This window comes from Paraglaciecola sp. L1A13 (assembly GCF_009796745.1).
Classification (GTDB): Bacteria; Pseudomonadota; Gammaproteobacteria; order Enterobacterales; family Alteromonadaceae; genus Paraglaciecola.
Window position 1 is genome coordinate 4,136,813 of record NZ_CP047024.1, and the last position, 20,544, is coordinate 4,157,356.

Genomic DNA, 20,544 nt, shown 5'->3' on the forward strand with positions numbered 1-20,544 from the left:
CGCAACACGAGGCAAAGTTATGGCTCGAATTTCGTTGAGTACAGTATTTGCAGTCGCCTTTATTAGTATCTTTGCGATCTTTATCAGTGTGACGCTCTTAGCGTATTCACGTCTGAGCGATTTTCGCGAAATTCTAGACGGTATAGCCAATAAATCCTTACCCCATGTGGTCTTTTCAGAGCAAGTTAATAGCCATATAACTACACTAACTACGATTAGCGATGGCCTAAGTTACGCCGATTCAGAGCCTGCTTTACGTATTGCAAAAGGTAGCGTAAATAAAAAAATAAGTGACATTCGGTCGCTTGCTCAGCGTCAAGGCAATACGCAGTATTTAGACTTTCATTTAAATGCCATTGAAAGCGAAATACTCGAACTTGAAACCCTCGCTTCGCATCGCATTAAACTCGCCAAAAAACTAGCTGCTCAAGAACAGACTTTGTATGCGCTAAATAATCGTGTCGTGAAAATGACAACGGCGACATCCCTTGCTGAGCGTGATATTCAGATACTTCAACGCTGGAGGGCGGCGATATTCGAAGCAATCGCTTTGGCTAGTAATGCAGCGAATTTATCAAGGCTGCAAACCATACGCCAATCTTCATTTAAAATAACTGAGATCACGCAGGCACTGTACGAAAAGGCACCTGAGCTTTCAGACAAACAACGCGCAAAGATGCTAGCCGTAGAGGATGAACTTAATCGTATCGTACTGAGTGAACAAGGGATTTTTTCTTTAAAAATCAGTTTACTGCGTTTATCTGGTCGCGTGATCGGTCGGGGAAACTTTATACGTAGTTTAATTAGCGATTACTCACGCTTGCTTAACTTTAAGTCGTATCAAATGAGTGATTCACTCATTACCCAAACTCGCCACACGTCAATGCGTATTAAAGACCAAATCGAAAATGTGGCTTTGTATGTTGTCGGCGCTTTAATACTCTTGTTGCTCATCGTATTTTTTATTCAAAACCGTGTGGTACGTCGCCTCGTCAAATTAAATATGGTGGTACAAGATCGAGCGAATGGCTTGAGTAATTCAACTCGCATTTCTGGTAATGACGAAATATCGGATATTGCCGATACAATTGATTACTTTGCAACAACAATTGAGCAGCAAAAAAAGGCCTTGCAACAATTGTCGTTGCTTGATGGTCTGACAGCGATACCCAATCGTCGAGCCTTAGATGAGCGACTAGAGCATGAGCTTAAACTAGCCACGCGTGAAAAATGGCCGTTGTCGATGTTGATGGTCGATGTTGATTTTTTCAAACCTTACAACGACAACTATGGGCATATCACGGGTGATACCGCATTAGTAGCAATAGCACAAATTTTAGCGCAGGTGGCAAATCGTAGCGGTGATTTTGTCGCACGGTATGGGGGCGAAGAATTTGTATTTATCTTGCCCAATACTGATAGAACAGGCGCAATGAAAGTTGCCGATATACTTTTACACGCCGTTCGCGAGGCACAACTTGAGCATCGCTATAGCCCTAAAGCAAAATATATTACTGTCAGTATTGGGGTAGCAACCTGCCAACAAGGTTGCACAAAAGATGCTGATGATATTCAGCGTTTAGCCGATCGTGCTTTATATACGGCCAAGCAAAATGGCCGCGATCAAGCCATTCATTATGCCGATACCATAGATAGTTAACCCCATATTAAACGTTATCCAACGCATGTTCCTCGTTGCTCACTTTAGCCTGTCGTTGTGGCGGGTTTAGAGGCTTCGATTTCTTGGCGAAATTGGTCTTCAAACCACATACGCAGCATGTTTTTTTCATAGCGTAAATTCTCTGATGAAAAAAACGGATTATGGCGGTCTTGAAATGACATATCTTTCAGGTTTTGCTCACCCTGTTTAAATATTTCACCATTGCTATTGAGCAATTCATAATTAAATGCGATTCGTGGAATATCGATCCTTTTAATCAAGCGTACATCGCTTGCGCTTTGCCCTAACCCGACAAAAGACGCAGGCCAAACCTGCCCCGCTAAATCGAGGTTAGTCACGGTAATTTTTAGTGTTTGGTCATCAGGTAATACTTCAGCCAGCTCCACTAAGTATTCTTCTAACACTTTGAATGTTCGCTCTTTAAACCGAGTACGAGATTCGTTTGAAGGTCGAACATCGGTATATTTATCAGGATTTTGCCAAGTGACTTCGACTTTTGCTTGACTGTAAGCCGGGGTCGACATCATAAACGCGACGCCTGTAAACATAACGGCAGCTAATTTTTTCATCTCTTTCTACCTCTTATTATTCGGTAAAACGTATTACGCAGAAACTGTACTGATACACCTTATCGCAAACCGCTGAATCCTACCTGAATCCAAGTTCAGGTAGGTTAATCAGCAGCGCGGTACAATAGCGTTATTTGTCTATTATAAGACCGAGATACTGCTAAATAATTCGCATAGACATTAATACAAAAGAGACACTTTGTAACCACTGGCGACGAATATGATGTCTCGACAGTCACGATATAATTCACATATTGATCTATATCAAATTTTAAATACCTCGCTGATTGCGCCCATAGCACAGGTTATCAATAGCATAAGCGTCAAAGTGAAAAGCTTGTTGCAAGCACAACGGGGGCAGTCGCCTATGAATTTAGAACACCTTTAGCAAGATTGAATTTTGCCTTAGAAGCTAAACCAATAAATTGTTCTTCCTTATGCAATTGACGTGGAAGAGCTCGAAAGGCTCGATGATGCTGGTAGCAATGTATTGATGCCAGAGCTGAACTTAGCCGAAATCCCACATCGGGAACTGGCCGGACAGGTTATTCTTCATCTTCAAACACCCCACTTAGCCAAACACACTGTCACGATATCAGAATAAAACTTAACGTCAGCCATGATGATAACGATAAGATGTTAACGGTAGAAGACGACAGCCCTGGCGTTGCCACTGAGGTCCGAGATAAAAAATTTGATGCTGCTCTGCGTCTAGATGAAAGCCGTATTCACGCTTCAGGCGCGCGCAGGGCTAGGTTTAGCGATCGTTAGGCGCATTCGACAGTGGCACGGAGGTGACTGCTGGCTACAAGACTCTTCTTTAGGTGGGGTAAAATTTGTATTGCGTTATCCCCGTCACAATACTTAATATTCCCTATCACTAATCAAATCTATCATTAGAGACGGTAATACTTTGAGACATTAGATTCTAATTCATCAGCTCATGATCTCCATCAATCTTTAATGTAATCAACAGTGCTAGATGACGTATTTAAGCCAACAAACTGGTACTATACGCCGCGTTTATATGCCGAAAGTATTTAGGTTTAGCAAAGGAGCAGTAATGAGTGACCGCATTCCCGTAAAAGATATCTCTCCTGTTCAGGTTCATCGTCCTGATAAAAGCAAGCAAAGCGATAGCTATACGCCTCGTAATCGTATCTACGTGCGCGCTGTTAAAGGCGTATTAGAGAACTTTAGGCGCTTTTTTGGTTTGGTTTTTCTATCTATATTTGCCGCTCTTCCGTGGTTAAAATATGAAGGTAGCCAAGCAATTTTATTGGATATCGGCGCACAGCGCTTCCAAATTTTTGGGCTGACTTTATGGCCTCAGGATTTAACGCTGCTAGCCTGGATTTTTATTGTTGCAGCATTCGCGCTGTTCTTTGTTACTACGTTTGCCGGACGTGTCTGGTGTGGGTTTATGTGTCCGCAAACCACTTGGACTTTTATCTATATTTGGTTTGAAGAGAAAATAGAAGGCAGTCGAAATAAGCGTATCAAGCTTGATGAACGCAAGATGGACGTCGACAAGTTTATCCGTAAAACCCTAAAGCATATTGCATGGGTCAGTGTTGCGCTGCTGACATCACTTTCCTTTGTAGGATATTTCACTCCCATTGGCGCTCTGTTTGTAGATTTTTTCACTTTTTCATCAGGCTTTTGGGCCACTATGTGCGTACTATTTTTTGCTGTATGTACTTATGGTAACGCCGCATATATGCGTGAAATCATGTGTACCCACATCTGCCCTTATGCGCGTTTTCAATCTGCCATGTTCGATAAAGACACCTTTACCGTAGCCTATGATGCGAATCGCGGTGAACAGCGTGGTCCTCGTCCACGTAAAAATGATCGTGAACAAAATGCAGCAAAAGGGTTAGGTGATTGTATTGACTGCAACCTTTGCGTGCAGGTGTGTCCAACGGGAATAGATATCCGCAATGGACTGCAATATGAATGCATTAACTGCGGAGCCTGCGTGGATGCATGTAATGGCGTAATGGAAAAAATGAACTATCCAAAAGGTCTCATTAGCTTCACTTCTGAGACTCAGTTGGCAGGTGGAAAAACTAAAATAATGCGCCCTAAATTAATGGGGTACGCTGTCGTTCTGGTATTAATGAGTGCCTTACTTGTATTTGAATTGTTAAGTCGGGTACCGCTAGAGGTGGACATTATTCGCGATCGAAATGCGCTATATCGTGAAACTAATGATGGCTTAATCGAAAATGTTTACACCCTGAAAATTTTAAATAAGTCACAACACACTCAGCATTTTGATATCTCTGTTAATGGCCTAGACGGCTATAAATATATCGGCGATAAAAGCGTGACGGTAATGGGCGGCGAGGTATACAACTTGCCTATTAGTATCGCTATAGATCCATACAAATTGGAAAAACCAGTGACCGCATTCACCTTTACAATACAGTCACAAGAAGACAAAGAAGCGGTTATGGAACAAACCTCTAAGTTCTTGTATCGCTAGTGAGTACCTTTAACTTCAGCGAACTCACACCCGACCTGATTCTAGATGCTATCGAATCGGTTGGTGTTATGGTTGAGTCGGGTTTGCTTGCGTTAAACAGCTATGAAAATCGTGTTTACCAGTTTATTGGTCAAGATAATAAACGCTATGTGGCCAAATTTTATCGCCCACAACGCTGGAGCGAAGACCAGCTAAATGAAGAGCATAGTTTTTCATTGGAGTTGGCGGAACATGAGGTGCCTGTCGTCGCCCCTATGGTGATTAACGGAGAGAGCTTACACCTATATAAAGGCTATCATTTTGCTATTTTCCCATCCGTGGGTGGTCGACAATTTGAAGTAGATAATTTGGAGCAGCTAGAATGGATGGGCCGTTTTATCGGGCGTATACATCAAGTTGCTAAGACGCGTTTATTTATCCATAGACCGACCATTAAAACTCAAGATTATTTAGTGAAGTCGGTTGCAGAGCTACACAGCAGTCAATTGATCCCATCGAGTCTACATGAACCTTTTTTTACAATATTAGAGCAAGTTGTGGCACTGACCACTAAACGCTACCACACTTCAGATATTATGCGTTTACATGGTGACTGCCATCCTGGCAATATCCTTTGGCGTGACGGGCCTACGTTTGTGGATTTAGATGATTGTCGCAACGGCCCAGCGGTCCAAGATTTGTGGATGATGTTATCAGGCGATAACCAATCTCAGTCGTTACAAATGAGCACGATAGTAGAAGCCTACGAAGAATTTAGCGATTTCAATCCTTCACAGTTGAGCCTAATTGAACCGCTAAGAGCAATGCGTATGGTGCATTACATGGCATGGCTAAGTCGACGTTGGCAGGATCCTGCGTTTCCACAAGCTTTTGCCTGGTTTGCTGAGCCAAGATACTGGGAGCAGCAAATATTAGCGCTTAAAGAACAATTATCAGCATTACAAGAAGCAGAATTGCGTATTTAAGCCTAATTTTCCTAATCAACGTTGTTCATAATCGGTTAATAAGACACAGCGTATGCTACTTTTTCTTATAACTGGTTACAAAGTGCAGTCGGCATTTTATTTTAGCTATGCTAATCTGCCGCGAGATATTTTACTAAAGAGATGAATTACCTATGAAAAAAATCATACTTGCTTTGTTTATTGCGGTTTTAGTTCCGCTTCAAGCCTGTGCCCAAGAACAATGGAAAGAAGGTGAGCATTACACCATTATCAATGATACCGCCACGGATAAACCCGTTATCAATGAGTTCTTTTCCTATTGGTGCCCCCATTGTTTTCAATTTGAACCCATTGTAAAAGAGATTAAAAGCAAAATTTCTGATGATGTGAAGTTTGAAAAAGTACACGTTAACTTCATGGGATTCACTAGCCCTGAAATTCAGGATGATGCCAGCCGTGCCCTTATGGTTGCACGAGCATTGAAAAAAGAAGATGCCTTGAGTACTGCAATATTCCGCTATATTCACGTACAAAAATCATCAGTTACTAGTATCAAAGATCTTAAAAACATCTTTATGGTAAATGGTGTTGATGAAGCAGATTTCGACAAGTTAGTTGGCAGCTTTGGCGTAAATAGTATGCTTAAAAAGAATAATAAAATGGTAGAGAAGTATCGTCAGTATTTACGTGGCGTACCTAACTTTATCGTTAATGGTAAATTCCAAGCTAAATTTACTCGTGACATGAACACTAAAGATATGGTTGACCTTATCGTTTGGTTGTCAAAACAAAAGTAACCTGACGCTTAGTCCACATATATATAGCCCTACATGTTTTTGCGTCATGTAGGGCTTTTTTGTGTCTGTAAATAAAACGACCAAATTCAGATAAAGAAGGTAAATAAACCTCTCCAGGCCTTATATCACAAAGCCTTCTTACATTTATTAATTTACTAATAAGCTGTGACAAGTAGATCCTTTGTGCCAATATAATATCATCGGTTATCGCCTTTCATGCGAACCACTACAGCGGAAATAATTTAATAGATAACAAACCTTAATAATGACTACGAACAGCACGCCCTTACCATAGCTTTGGTGTTTTTTTGGCTTTTAATCAAGGAGTAAGTATATTTTACCTGAAGAGTTGCTATTAAAAGCTCTGCCCCAGCGGTTTTCTCAAGCTATTGTATTTATGCTCCTATGGCTAGGAGTATGGGCCTTAGCCCAACTCATGGAATACACTGCCCACGCCAGTGTGTGGTTTCCTGCATCAGGTTTAACGTACGCGGCGTTGCTCGTAATCGGTACATCCGCGGTATTACCTTTGCTGTTAAGTGCGGTGTTTGTCACCATAATCACGTGTTTTCAATACAGTCTTCCATTGGATTTATCTCAGATGATTCAGGCTGGCTTGTTATTTGGCTGCGCGCATATTATTCCTTACTGGCTAAGCGCCCAGCTATTTCTATGGGTAGTCCGATTAGACCGATTAAGCACACCTGGCTTAATCATTGTGTATATTATTAATACGGGTATAGCTGCACTAGCTACTACTTCATTGGTCATATATAGCTTAATCATTAGCAATATGATGCAGCCAGATGAGTTCAATCAAACGTGGTTAGCTTTTTGGATAGGCGACTATGCAGGTGTATTAATATTGTCTCCTTTATTTGCTGCACTAATCACTCGAAAGTCTGTATACAGCCAATTTGATTTGACCAAATACCTTAGCCCAAATCAAACGCGCGCCAGTGAGCTTTATCCCTCTAAGCTCATGCTTGTAACGCTACTCGTTGTATTTACCATGGTGTTAAATAAATACACCCAACAACAAGAAAGTGCCTTTGTTATTTTTCTACTAGTACTGCCTCATATGTGGATTGCCTGCACTGAGAGTGCCCTATTCAATATGCTAAGTCTCACCTACAGTTGTATGTTAATCGCGCTGTTTAGTAACATATTAGCGCTCAACGAGTTTGTACTCATCTATCAATTTGCGATTATTATAGTGACTGCAAATGCGCTATTTGGGATAGCCGTTCCAGCGTTAATGGCAGATAACGCAAAACTGCAGGAAATCATTACAATAGACGCACTGACTCAGGCTGCATCCCGTCAACACTTTATGCAACAAGCCGAGCGCGCCGTTAACCGCAGCCTACGGGATAATAACCCGCTAGCTCTTATTATGTTTGACATGGATAATTTTAAGAAAATCAACGACACCTATGGTCACAGTGCAGGTGACCTAGCACTGCAAAATGTGTGTCGGCTCGCTAAACTATCTTTACGACCAACAGATTTATTAGGACGCTTCGGAGGAGACGAATTTGTCGCGTTGCTACCTGAATCAAGAGTAGAAGATGCTCACCGTATCGCTGAACGAATATTATTAAACCTAAATTTAGCTGAAGTTGCGCCAGGCCAACCTCTTCAATGTAGTTTCGGTATCGCTGAGCTTAAATCCGGACAGAATTTCACCGAACTATTTAATTTGGCAGATACCGCGCTCTATAAAGCAAAAGAACAAGGCCGCAATACTATTGTGTATGCAGAGCAAAAGCGTCTGGCTTAAACTTGCCAATTAATCGGTGTGCGCCCGCTTTCTAGCAAAATTTTATTGGTTTGCACAAAATGAGCGCATTCAAAAAAACCGCGATAAGCAGACAGTGGTGACGGATGCACCGCATTTAAAACATGATGCTTTTGTAGATCAATTAAGGCTGCTTTTCGTTGGGCATGGCTGCCCCACAATAAAAATATCACGCCATCGCTGTAGTCACTAATGGTTTCAATGACCTTATCAGTGAACGTTTCCCAACCAATTTTGGCATGGGAGTGGGCCTTGCCCTGCTCTACTGTTAGTACCGTATTAAGTAAAAATACCCCTTGGTCTGCCCACCCTTGTAAGCATCCGTGCTGTGGTACCACAAAATCTGCAAAATCGTGAGATAAGGCCTTATAAATGTTTCGCAATGACGGAGGTATTTTCACTCCGATAGGCACTGAAAAACTCAAGCCATGAGACTGATGAGGTCCGTGGTAGGGATCTTGACCGAGAATAACCACCTTTATTTGGTCAAACTCGGTACAGCTAAATGCGTTAAATACCTGACTGTCAGGGGGATAAATAATTTTAGCTTGTGAGCGCTGCTCCTCGATAAACGCCATCATCTCGGTAAAGTAAGCCTTATGCTTTTCTTCACCGAGCAGAGCATGCCAAGTAAGCTTAGAGTCCATTAAGCGAAGACCTTTTTTGACTATAACGCACAACGTTCACACACCACTTGTATTACCCTAAAAGGCTAAATAAATGCTTCTTAAGTGTGTCGTAGTCGCTTGGTAAATCAACCGCAAAGCTCTCTTTAGTAGAACAATCGACGAGTGGTTGAGGCAAGCTGATGGGCTGTCCCAAAACGTTCTCCACGGTTTCACGGAATTTAGCAGGATGGGCTGTACCCAAGAAAATTCCCGTTTGGCCTTCTTCCATATAGCGCGCTAACGCTTTATATGCAATCGCTGCGTGAGGCTCACTAATGTAGCCTAAATGCGCTAAGTGACGCATTGCTACTTGAGTGTAATCTTCATCAACCATATCACCAGATAATACTTCAGGCGGTAAATACCCCAATTCAATAATAGCTTCGATACGCGGCCAGTTGTTCGGTTGGCTAACGTCCATGGCATTTGAGATAGTGGCTACCGTTGCTTTGGGATCCCAAGTACCGGTTTTCAAGTAACGCGGTACCGTATCATTTAGATTAGTGGCTGCAACAAAGTGCTTAACAGGCAAACCCATGGTTTTAGCAATCATACCAGCGGTTAAGTTACCGAAGTTACCGCTCGGCACAGAGATAACTAAGTCTTCTCGTTGCGCTTTATTTAGCTGAGATACAGCTTCAAAGTAATAACAAACTTGAGCAACCAAACGGCTAATATTAATCGAGTTTGCTGAGTTTAGATGCAAACCTTCACGCACATCTGCATCATCAAAGGCACTCTTAACCATCTGCTGACACGCATCAAAGTCGTCATCAATAGACACGGTGTGTATATTGTCACCTAACGTAGTAAACAGTTTTTCTTGAAGGGGACTAATTTTCCCTTTAGGGAACAAGATAACCACATCGATATTATCTAACCCGTGGAATGCATGGGCAACAGCTGCACCTGTATCACCAGAAGTGGCAGTTAAAATTGTGATTTTTTCACCTGCCGCTAACTCTGTTAAACACTGTGCCATAAAGCGGCCGCCGAAATCTTTAAACGCTAATGTAGGACCGTGAAATAACTCTAAGCAGTAAACATTATCTGTCACTTTTACTAGCGGTGCTTCAAATGCAAATGCACGTTCAACAATACCCTGTAACCGATCGCGAGGAATTTCATCGCCTATTAACTGACTGAGTATTTCAACTGACCGTTCAACGAATGGCATCTCGAGAATGGCATCGATGTCATCAAATGTTGGCAAAGTTGTAGGGAAATACAACCCTTGGTTTTTACCTAAGCCTTTTTTTACCGCTTCAGCAAAACTAACTTTGTCAGAGGGGTCTTTTAAATTAACAAGTTCCACGTTTCTTACCTTTTGTGCTTATTCAACTAAGCGTAATTTAATATTGTGCTAAGCGTTGGCGTTTGTAACCACCGCTCCTTGTTCGTCAAGCTGACATACATGGCTAAAGCCAGTGTCATTTTGAATGTAATTTTCTGCTAGCCAGGTACTGATCGCCTGCGCTTGCGTTAAGTCATCGCATACTGCGAAAACCGTAGGACCCGAGCCAGAAATACCAAAGGCCAGTGCACCATTTTGCATAGCAAATTGACGAGACTCATCAAAATACGGCAATAACGATTTGCGATAAGGTTCAGCGATTACATCGGTCATCATGCTCACCGCTAGTTTTTCATCTTGGCGATATAAGGCATCAACAAATACCGCTAACTGACGACCAAATTTTAAGGTATTGGCCATAGGCACTTGTTTAGGCAAGATATCTCGCGCTGCAGCAGTGGATACGCTAATACCTGAATAACACGCAACCCAATACCAGTGCTTGAAAGTCGGTAATTGCAGCGCTAGCGTATCGCCTTGCTCAGCCATTAACGTCAAGCCGCCTAAGTAACAGGGTGCTACATTATCATAATGTACGCTGCCGCTGATCTGACCTTCTAATTCCCCCATAATCAACAGTAACTGATGTTGATTAAAGGGTACTTCGCCTAATACCCGACCATAAAATTCATTTAAGCCGTGCAACGCCGCCACCACAGATGCGGCGCTTGACCCTAAGCCGCTGCCGATAGGCAGGTGCTTGTGTAAGGTCATCTTTACCGCAGGCAAATTTACGCCTTTATCACTTAACACGCTCACGAAGTGACGATAACAGCACGTGACGATATTAGTGTCGTGGTCTGCCGGCAATTTATGCGCAAATGCGCCTTTGACTTCAAGACTAAATTCGCTGGCTAATTCAAGATCAACTTCATCCCCTAACACAGTGCCGTCAATCGGTTTTAAAGCTGCGCCGAGTATGTCAAAGCCCAAGCTAACATTGCCGGTTGATGCAGGAGCAAAAGCACGCAGTACTTTTCCTTTCATATCGTCTAATTCACTCATCACACGTCTTGTTTCCATGGCATTGTTCGTAATACATCAGCAAACACACCGGCGGCAGTTACCGCCGCACCGGCACCGTATCCACGTATTACATAAGGGATAGGTTGATAGTAGTTACTGTGAATTGCCAAAGCATTTTCACCTTCTTTAATTACATATAAAGGATGATCTGCCCCTACAGCTTGGATAGATACCACACACTTACCTTTGCTGATAGAGCCAACATAACGCAGAACTTTACCCTCTTCTTTAGCCGCGTTGACTTTTTCGGCGTACAACGCATCTAGTTCAGGTAGTTTATTCATAAACTCATCTACGCTGCCGCTAGAATCGAAATGTGGCGGTAACACGGGTTCAATCTGAATATCGTCTAACTCAAGCTTTAAATCCGCTTCACGGGCCATAATCAATAATTTGCGAGCAACGTCGGTACCGCTTAAATCATCTCTGGGGTCTGGTTCAGTAAATCCGTTCTTTTTAGCGATTTCAGTTGCTTGGGATAAGGTTAAACCCTCGTCTAACTTACCAAATACAAACGATAACGAACCAGATAAAATCCCTTCAAAACGCTGAAGTTCATCCCCTGCGTAAATGAGTTTTTGTAGGTTATCAATAACAGGTAAACCAGCGCCAACGGTCGTTTCATACAAGAACTGGCGATTCGTCGATTGGGCTGTTTCACGCAACTGTTGGTAATAAGCATAAGAAGCCGTATTAGCCTTTTTATTTGGTGTGACCACATGGAAACCACCATTCATTAGCTCTACATACAACTTGGCGATAACTGAACTGCTAGTACAATCAATCACGACAGGGTTAACCAAGCTATTACGCATTACAAAATCTTGTAACTTATCAACCGACAATGACGATTCACTAGCGTTAAGCTGTGCTGCCCAATCGTCGTCTAAATCAACACCACCAGCCTGTAATAATAGTTTACGGCTATTGGCGATACCGTAGATTTTTAAACTTATGCCACGTTCAAGCAATACCGCTTGTTGACGGGATATTTGGCCAAGCAATTCTTTGCCTACGGTGCCACAACCAACCAAGAATACATCTATGGCATGTAAATTTGAGAAGAAATTCTGATGAACCACTTTTACTGCTTTCTTCGCTTTGCTGCTTTCAATCACTGTTGAAATTGAACGCTCCGATGAACCCTGAGCGATCGCAACGTTATTAACACGCGCTTGTGCTAAAGAACTAAAAAACTTAGCCGCTAATCCCTGTGAGTGGCGCATACCATCTCCCACTAAGGTCACTATCGCTAAGTCATGACGCACTTCAATTGGGTCAAGTAAATTGTTGGCTAACTCAAGCGCAAAAGAGTCTTCTAATAAGTCTTGAGCACGAACCGCATCTTTACTATGAATACAGAAGCTAATGCTGTACTCAGAAGATGACTGCGTGATTAAGCTAATAGAGATATTCGCATTCGACATGACTTCGAATACGCGACTAGCCATACCGACCATGCCTTTCATGCCTGGACCTGCCACATTAAACATGGTCATATCATCCAGATGTGAAATGCCTTTTACACTCGTCCACTTAGTGCTCGCTTCATTACTGATAAGCGTACCTGGTGCAGCAGGATTAAGAGTATTACGAATAAGACAAGGGATATGATGCTGAGCAATCGGACCAATCGTTTTCGGATGCAATACTTTTGCGCCGAAGTAAGATAACTCCATAGCTTCTTGATAAGTCAACTTGTCGAGTAGCACTGCACCATCAACTTGGTTCGGATCCGCGTTATAAACCCCGTCTACGTCGGTCCAAATTTCACAACACTCGGCACCAATACAGGCCGCTAATATAGCTGCTGAATAGTCAGAACCGTTGCGGCCTAACGTGACTTTTTCACCTTCCGCATTGACCGCTACAAAGCCAGGCATAATAAGTACTACGTCGCCCGAGCTATCGACTTCACTGAAGCGCGCTTTACTGACGGCAACATCAGCAATACTATCGAGGTAATCTCCTTCCGCTAAAATTAATTCAGCAGGGTCAATAATTTGATTTTTAGTACCAAGAGTCGTCAATATTTGGCTAAATATATTAACGCTCATGTATTCGCCGATGCTTAAAATTTTTGCAACTACAGACTCAGGAGCACAACGTAATAATGCAAAGCCTTCAAGATGCTGGTTCAATTCATTCAATACTTTTTGAATGTAAGGGGCAAGCTTGCTGTCATCAAATTCAGGAAGGGTATCGTTTAAATCATCTAAAATACCGAAGAGCACCATGTTCAGCTTAGCGAACAATTCGCCGTAATCCTTACCGCTGCTGGCTTCTTCGCATAACAAAGATAATGCATTGGTTACACCTTTAGGGGCTGATAACACAACGGCAGAGCCGCTGGTTGCATGGGTATCTAAACAAATGTCTTTTACCCGTAAGTAACGCTCTGCATCGGCTAATGACGAACCGCCAAACTTCAACACCTTCATGTATTTTGCTCCTAGTGTGGTTATTCACACTCCGTTTTTGACGCGACGGAATAACCAGTAATTAACTTTTTTGCTGCGCTAATAACAAAAAAGCCCGCTTTAATTTGCGGGCTTTATGTCTGTTCGATATGCACAAGCCAGCGATCACCTCAAAGAGGTGATAATCATAATCATGCCGGTGGTGCTTGTTATTATATTTGAATCTACGTTCATGGGCTCAATTTGCCGTATAGACGTCTATATGTCAACCATCTAGACGTCTTGTTGTGAGATTTATTATGCATTTTCATTCTACTTGGAAATTATTTTACCGTTTATCGTCTAAACAACGCACAAAAGCATTATTTGTGAAAATAAGATAACGTAAATAAACGGCTAAAATATGACCTAGTTATGGATGCGTTCGCTTGACCAGTAAGGGTAAACGAATCTGCTACTCGCTGCGGCGCGGATTATTACGAGCCTTAAAATTGCTTTAAAATTCGAGCGTCGTAATCGTTAGGGTCTAACGTTAAATTATATTGTGCCGCAAGCACATCAAGCTTGGCTTGTTCAATCGCTAAGTCATCCATAATAATGGTGTTGTCGTCCAGCTGCCATAATAACCGTGAGCCAGCATAACTATATTGCAGTGCGAGTAACGCATTAGCGTTACCTTGTTCAGCGGCCGCTTTAAGTTTACGCATTTTGCGGTTTATTTTATTCAGTGCTTGCTTTAACTCCCAAACATATACGACTTCGGTCATAAAATCGTGAGTTCGGTATTTATTGAGTAACCACCCTAACGTTAGACTTGTTACTACCACGCCGAGCAAATTCCAGTGAAAATGGCTACCACTGTCATCGGGGAATAAGGCAATCAACCCTTGTGAAATAGTTAAACTCCCTACTGCCAAGCCTGCTATACATCCCACTATTACCAAGTTTAAATGGCGTCGATAACGGGCTTTATTAATTTCAATGAGCTGCATAATAACCAAAAATAGATTTACGGATTTGTGTACTCGAAGTGTAACGAAACTTAGCGTATACCGGTAATATAATGCTTAACCGCTTGAATCACTTCCCCTTAGAACAGCTAAGCATTTTATTTGCTAGAAGTTTCGGCTACGCGCTGAGCTAACAGCGCGGCTTGAATACCCAAACCTTCACACACAGAATTAAACGCGTCTCCTTGCATCACGGGTAAGTGGGGCAACATCACTTCCTCTAGCTCTTTTTTTACGATGGGCGACAAACTCATTCCCCCCGTAATAAATAACATTTCAGGTGGTTCAATGCTGTTTCGTAAACACTCGGTCACCAACGCTTTTACCTTACTCATCCACGATTGCATCGAACTACTAAGTTCTTCGATAGTGATATCTACATCGTAGTCCGGCTCGATATAATGCAGAGGCAAGGTGATGGTGTCTTTCGAGGAAAGCATTTCTTTTGCCAAACGCGCGGAGTTAACCAATCTGGCTGATAATTTCTCTTCTTGAACGGTTAACAGTCGTGCCAATAACTTAGGCTCTTTTACATCAGACTTGGTTTGAACAATATCTAACCAGTACTCGTCTGAGAAAAATTGATTAAGTTTTGGAATATCGTCAACCGCACACATGTCAGAAAAGAATGTTGGAGGCACTGGCAACCCATTACGCATCAACATACCGCGCCCCATAGTGGGAGCAATGCTTTTAATAATAAGGTTTTTGTCACATTCCATACCACCTAAACGCGCTCCCGTGACCGACAGTACATCTTGCTGACGATCATGGTTGGCTTGCTTTTCCGGTGATAATTTAATGCAACAGATATCTGTGGTACCGCCACCAATGTCGGCTACCAGCACATTGGTATGTTTATCCAGGGTTCGTTCAATTTTATAAGCCGCAGCTATAGGCTCTTCTAGAAATTCAACATGGGCAAATCCGGCCAGAGTTGCCGCTTGGGTCATAATATCAATAGCTTGATTATTACCTTCTTGCCCCCTAGTACCATGAAATTTCACCGGGCGGCCTATGACAGCAGTATCCACCGGCATATTGAGTTGTTGCTCGGCACTTAAACGAAAGAATTCCAATTGCTTGGCGATAAGCCCCACAAATGCTTGTTGTTGACCCGCTACTAAACTGGCTCCCAAGAAGTTCTTAGGCGAATATATAAGCCGGCCTTTATCAGGGGTAGTTAAATAACGTTTAAAGCCCTCTTCACCAAACGCAAATTGCCCCGTTTCCACCAGCTGCTTTAACGGCAAATCTTGGACTGTCATATCTTTTAACAAAAGCTCAATCGCGCGACGTTGCAAATCAGGAAGATTATGGAACTCGGCGCGTAAATCGTCTATTTGATTACTATAACGTTGCTGCTCTCTGGCGTCTTGGGCTTCGTAATAGCCTTCTTTAGCTTTATCTATCTGCTCTGAAATCGCCCGTTTTATTTGTGCAACTTTGGCTTCAATCATCGAGACTGGAGGCGTAGGCAACTCATGTTCATAATAGATAAAAACGGACGAGCGGATCTTATTCGCCCCATCAACATTAGGATCGAGTTTGATAAAATGGTGCTGCTGACCATCAAAGTAGGAAACCTCAGAGTTTGACGTCCCGTAATCTATGCCTATTGCTGCCATATCCGCCGTTCATTGACCTAAAATAAAGCCGCGAAGTGTAATGTAAAAATATGCTCACTTCATTAATTGTTTTACCTGAAGTACTTTAATCCTTTATCCATATGGATAACTCTCTTAATCGGCAAATAAAGTACAACCGCTATTTTCCTGCGACCTAACGGTCGTAATTGGGCTTTATCTCCCACTTCAGGTTAAACAAGAAGCAGCGTTAATTGACGGAATGAGCCCCATCTTACGGCATAGCTTATAAGCACCTAATACATCTGGTGATGGCAACTTATAGGCTTTTTTGATATTGATAGTAAATTGATGGTTAGCGCATAAGTGGGTTTTAAGTGAACAACACACACGCTTCAGTGTTGAATAAAGTGGCGTATTTGATTCTGCATGGCTTTGACAAAAGCTATCGTTGGCATTCACGCATTACTCGAGATGCACAACGACGCTTTGAGCAAGCTCAGTGGCAAGAGACACAAAAAGCGGTGAAAGAGCGAATCGCCATATACGAGCGTACATTGTCGGATGCTGTAGGGGAAATTTATCAACAGGTTTTTCCTCATCAAGAAAACAACCAATTTTGGCTAGCATTAAAAAGTCGCTTTCAAAAACTTCTTAGTGACCATCCTCAATACGAACTGGCTGAGACTTTCTACAACTCAGTTATTGGGCGCATTTTCAAGCATCAGAAAATTAACGATAGCATGATGTTTATTCTGCCTACCCGCTGTTATTTGGCTGGGCTGCAGCGCCATTTGGTAGTACACAGTTTTGATACCTCTGGCACTGTGAGTCAGATGCTAGTTGATATTTTTTCGCAATATAAATTTGAAATTAATTTTCAAGATATGCAGCGAGATCTTGACCATTTAGAGGATGCCTTGCGCAGCCGCTTAAATACTGGCCAGTTAGCGAGCGTACATACAGTCGAAATGCTCAAATCAGTATTTTATCGCAGTAAATCCGCATACTTAATTGGGCGTATTTGTATGCCAGATGAAACGCTGCCCTTTGTTATTCCTCTTTCTATTGACGAATCCGGTAGCGACCAAGACTCACACAAAATAGTGGTTGAGGCCCTATTAACAGACCGCCAAGACTTAAGTGTTATCTTCAGCTTTGCCCGCTCGTATTTTATGGCTGATACTCAGCATCCAGCGGAGGTAGTGGCTTTTTTACATGAACTATTACCGCATAAGAAAAAATTCGAGTTATACATTGCATTAGGACTCTACAAGCACGGAAAAACCGTATTTTACCGTAACTTTTTACAACATTTGGATAATTCAGAAGATCAATTCACTATTGCCCCAGGTATACGTGGACTCGTCATGGCGGTATTCCATCTGCCCTCTTATGGCGTGGTGTTTAAAATTATCAAAGATGAATTTCCTGAAAGTAAGAAAATCACTCGTCAACATGTAAAAGACTGTTATCGGTTGGTTAAAATGACTGATCGCGTGGGGCGAATGGCCGACACCCATGAGTACGTTAGTTTTCGTCTGCCCCGACACCGGGTAGAACAAGCACTTATTGATGAATTGCTCGAAACGTGTGCCAATAGTATCGAGTTAACTGAGAGTGAAGTGATCATTAAGCACTTATATATTGAGCGTAAAATGACACCGTTGAATATCTACCTAGAACAGCAAACCGACCCCAAACTTATTACCAGTGCGCTAAATGATTTAGGCTTATGCATTAAGCAAATAGCTGCGGCGCATATTTTTGCTGGCGACATGCTGCATAAAAACTTCGGTATTACTCGGGGAGGACGAGTGATATTTTATGATTACGACGAAATCTGTTATTTGAAGGATCGAGAGTTTAGAAGTTTGCCCAAATCTGATGATCCTTACGCTATAGATACATTATCGGTTGGACCAACTGACGTATTCCCAGAGCAGTTTGAGCATTTCATTGTCGGCAAAAAACGCTTAAAGCAAGAACTCAAAGCGCTGCATGGAGAAATAATGACCGCCGAATATTGGAGAGATATGCAGGCACAATCTCTAAAGGGCGATGTACCTGAATTTATCCCTTATGATCAAAGCAAACGCTTTGTGAACTAGCTAAGGTTGCTTGGCTGTTCCATCGACAGCATGGGTAATATTGCCGTCAGTTGTCTTGGTCACGGTATACTGCTCTGAGTTGAGCACTCTGACTTCACGCTGAGGGAATGGAATCGAAATATTATGTTCGCGTAAGGTTTCGAATATCATCAGCATTAAATCGCCGCCCACGCGGTTTTTACCATCGTCGATACCTTCCATCCAGAATTCTACAAATACATTGACGCCGGAATCACCAAAGCTATCAATTTCACAATCTGGACGCTCCTCAATGGGATAATCTTCGCCACTTAGAATTTGTGGATGGGTGCCAACGACCTCTTTGATAATCTCAACCATAGCGCGAATATCCGTTTGATAAGCAACGGAAAAATCGACTCGATAACGTTGTTTTATGTTTTTATGTGACCAATTAACAAAGGTGCTTGAAATGAATTTTTCATTGGGCACCATAATGTCTTTACCATCGTAAGTTTCAAGGGTGGTGTAACGCATTTTAAAATGTCGTACAAAGCCTTTTTGTCCCTCTTCCATTTCGATGTAATCGCCTATCGTAACCGAGCGATCAAGTAAGATAATAATCCCTGAAATAAAGTTCGACGCAATCGACTGTAAGCCAAACCCTAAGCCAACTCCCACAGCTCCGCCAAACACAGCCAGCGCTGTTAGGTTTATCCCCATTACATTTAGTAATAACAACGCGATAACGCAGACTAAGGCCACTTCAAAAAGCTTCGCAAAGACCTCTCGCGTCCTGATGTCTAAGGATTCTTGTTTACGAATTATATCTTGGCCTACGTTATTGGAAGCACGTCCAATCCAAAATAGTAACGTACCAAAGATCAATACTCTGGCCAGCCCGTAAGCAGAGATTTCGATATTCCCTAGACTCACACTCACACCTTGTAAAATCTCGATAATGCCTCGTAGCCAACCCACCATATGCAGGAACAACAATGGCAACATCATCCATTTCAACAAACCAGCAAGTATGGGGTGTGAAACACAGGCATTAATCACTGAATTAACAAACAGTAGTACCGCAATCGTCAGGGCTAAATCTAAGATCCAATTAGCACCAATAACACTCAAGCTAAATTCAGTGACTACTTTAAGTAATACAATAGCGATTAACGGAAATATCATCTTATCAATACGGTAGGTAATCCGCCGTATAGGGTGATCTTTTACGTCCGGTTGGTTATCAACGAATTTGGATGCTCGTCGTAACTTAGTACCTAACCAAAAAGCCAATAAATAAATACAACCTATTAAGCCGAGCTGTATATATGTATCGGTCATAAAAATATGTTGATGCACTACATCAGCATACTGTTGTAGCGTCTGCATAAGGGGTTGACTGGTATTTTCAAGCACGACATCGTTGCTTTTAAGTGCGGTCTCAGATGTTTCCATAATGGTGCTAGTTGTCGAGCCAGTCAGGTTACTGCTATTTGTTGTATCCACGTTTATTCTCTAAGCGGTTAAGGAATGGCTAACCAAAGAAGGTTCAAAGAAGCAATATAGCCAATTGCCCATAAAATGCTACGCACCAGGTGTACATTCGACCAGTACGCAAATAAATAGCCGATTCGCGCGACAATGAACAACATCGCGCTATATTCAGCTAGATGCCCAGCAGATTGCGTTATAATTACCGCCAACGCACCCGGCACAAATAAGATCAGGGCTTCAAAACAGTTCGCATGGGCTGCAACAGCTCTCGCCCCGAATCCTGTTAAGTGTTTTTGCTGCGCTCGAGGATGGCGATTGTCGTAACCGCCCTGCTCTTTATTCATAGCGATGGTAAGCGGTATTTTTGCCAAAATAGGCATCAGGGTGGCAATCAGTAAACATACTAATATTGTCGTCATTGTATTTTGCCCCAAACACGATATAGATAGTCCGACTTTAGCATGACTTTTGAAATATTCCTTAAACTTGCGACTCACATCAACCAGCAGAGTCTAAATAAAATATATCGTTTTAGTGGTTATATCTAACGCTCAATATCTTTTAACGTTCACTTTAATACATTGATTTTTATAAAATAAATTATACTCTACATTAACCCTCGAATATCTTT

General features: G+C 42.2%; 17 protein-coding genes. 8 read left to right on the top strand and 9 right to left on the bottom strand.

The window, feature by feature from the left end; genetic code table 11:
• Positions 1 to 19 precede the first annotated feature (19 nt).
• Entirely contained in the window at positions 20 to 1,660 is a 1,641-nt protein-coding gene (locus GQR89_RS17415) for a diguanylate cyclase (protein WP_233269011.1), read from the top strand.
• 44 nt (positions 1,661 to 1,704) lie between these two features.
• Here GQR89_RS17415 and GQR89_RS17420 read toward each other — a convergent pair whose 3' ends face one another.
• Complete coding sequence (locus GQR89_RS17420) at positions 1,705 to 2,250, bottom strand: DUF3016 domain-containing protein (protein ID WP_199271338.1); 546 nt, start codon at positions 2,248 to 2,250, stop codon at positions 1,705 to 1,707.
• Positions 2,251 to 2,886: 636 nt separating this feature from the next.
• On the opposite strand from GQR89_RS17420, the gene GQR89_RS21635 reads away from it, so the two are divergent.
• The 6 genes from GQR89_RS21635 (at position 2,887) to GQR89_RS17440 (ending at position 8,265) form a co-directional block, all read left to right on the top strand.
• Positions 2,887 to 3,021, top strand: coding sequence for a hypothetical protein (locus tag GQR89_RS21635; RefSeq protein WP_255455642.1), 135 nt, complete (start codon positions 2,887 to 2,889; stop codon positions 3,019 to 3,021).
• Entirely contained in the window at positions 2,966 to 3,118 is a 153-nt protein-coding gene (locus tag GQR89_RS21790; RefSeq protein WP_370460958.1) for an ATP-binding protein, read from the top strand. Before GQR89_RS21635 ends, GQR89_RS21790 begins: the two co-directional genes overlap by 56 nt.
• A gap of 195 nt (positions 3,119 to 3,313) precedes the next feature.
• On the top strand, positions 3,314 to 4,741 hold the full coding sequence (gene ccoG / locus GQR89_RS17425) for a cytochrome c oxidase accessory protein CcoG (RefSeq protein ID WP_158771224.1): 1,428 nt from the start codon (positions 3,314 to 3,316) through the stop codon (positions 4,739 to 4,741).
• Entirely contained in the window at positions 4,741 to 5,706 is a 966-nt protein-coding gene (locus tag GQR89_RS17430; RefSeq protein WP_158771225.1) for a serine/threonine protein kinase, read from the top strand. Before ccoG ends, GQR89_RS17430 begins: the two co-directional genes overlap by 1 nt.
• 152 nt (positions 5,707 to 5,858) lie before the next feature.
• Positions 5,859 to 6,482, top strand: coding sequence for a thiol:disulfide interchange protein DsbA/DsbL (locus GQR89_RS17435; protein WP_158771226.1), 624 nt, complete (start codon positions 5,859 to 5,861; stop codon positions 6,480 to 6,482).
• Between the two features lie 397 nt (positions 6,483 to 6,879).
• On the top strand, positions 6,880 to 8,265 hold the full coding sequence (locus GQR89_RS17440; protein ID WP_158771227.1) for a diguanylate cyclase: 1,386 nt from the start codon (positions 6,880 to 6,882) through the stop codon (positions 8,263 to 8,265).
• Here GQR89_RS17440 and ung read toward each other — a convergent pair.
• The 6 genes from ung to GQR89_RS17470 form a co-directional block, all read right to left on the bottom strand.
• A complete protein-coding gene (gene ung / locus GQR89_RS17445; protein WP_158771228.1) occupies positions 8,262 to 8,930 on the bottom strand; it encodes a uracil-DNA glycosylase in 669 nt (222 codons plus the stop codon). The two genes, GQR89_RS17440 and ung, sit on opposite strands and share 4 nt — an antisense overlap.
• 52 nt (positions 8,931 to 8,982) lie before the next feature.
• Positions 8,983 to 10,266: a threonine synthase gene (gene thrC, locus GQR89_RS17450; RefSeq protein WP_158771229.1), complete on the bottom strand. Its 1,284-nt coding sequence runs from the start codon at positions 10,264 to 10,266 to the stop codon at positions 8,983 to 8,985.
• Positions 10,267 to 10,314: 48 nt separating this feature from the next.
• Positions 10,315 to 11,310, bottom strand: coding sequence for a homoserine kinase (thrB, locus tag GQR89_RS17455; protein WP_158772312.1), 996 nt, complete (start codon positions 11,308 to 11,310; stop codon positions 10,315 to 10,317).
• On the bottom strand, positions 11,310 to 13,772 hold the full coding sequence (gene thrA, locus GQR89_RS17460; protein WP_158771230.1) for a bifunctional aspartate kinase/homoserine dehydrogenase I: 2,463 nt from the start codon (positions 13,770 to 13,772) through the stop codon (positions 11,310 to 11,312). The genes thrB and thrA overlap by 1 nt, the downstream gene beginning before the upstream one ends.
• Positions 13,773 to 14,236: 464 nt before the next feature.
• The gene (locus GQR89_RS17465; protein ID WP_158771231.1) at positions 14,237 to 14,743 is read right to left on the bottom strand and encodes a DUF3087 domain-containing protein; all 507 of its coding nucleotides are present in this window, start codon (positions 14,741 to 14,743) and stop codon (positions 14,237 to 14,239) included.
• 116 nt (positions 14,744 to 14,859) lie between these two features.
• Positions 14,860 to 16,389, bottom strand: coding sequence for an Hsp70 family protein (locus tag GQR89_RS17470; protein WP_158771232.1), 1,530 nt, complete (start codon positions 16,387 to 16,389; stop codon positions 14,860 to 14,862).
• Positions 16,390 to 16,724: 335 nt separating this feature from the next.
• Between GQR89_RS17470 and aceK the strand changes: the two genes are divergently transcribed.
• Positions 16,725 to 18,458, top strand: coding sequence for a bifunctional isocitrate dehydrogenase kinase/phosphatase (aceK, locus tag GQR89_RS17475; protein WP_158771233.1), 1,734 nt, complete (start codon positions 16,725 to 16,727; stop codon positions 18,456 to 18,458).
• Here the strand turns inward: aceK and GQR89_RS17480 are convergent, their stop codons facing one another.
• Both GQR89_RS17480 and GQR89_RS17485 read right to left on the bottom strand, forming a co-directional pair.
• Positions 18,459 to 19,925: a mechanosensitive ion channel family protein gene (locus tag GQR89_RS17480; protein WP_370460960.1), complete on the bottom strand. Its 1,467-nt coding sequence runs from the start codon at positions 19,923 to 19,925 to the stop codon at positions 18,459 to 18,461.
• A 17-nt stretch (positions 19,926 to 19,942) separates the two neighbouring features.
• On the bottom strand, positions 19,943 to 20,332 hold the full coding sequence (locus tag GQR89_RS17485; RefSeq protein ID WP_158771234.1) for an MAPEG family protein: 390 nt from the start codon (positions 20,330 to 20,332) through the stop codon (positions 19,943 to 19,945).
• Positions 20,333 to 20,544: the final 212 nt, after the last annotated feature.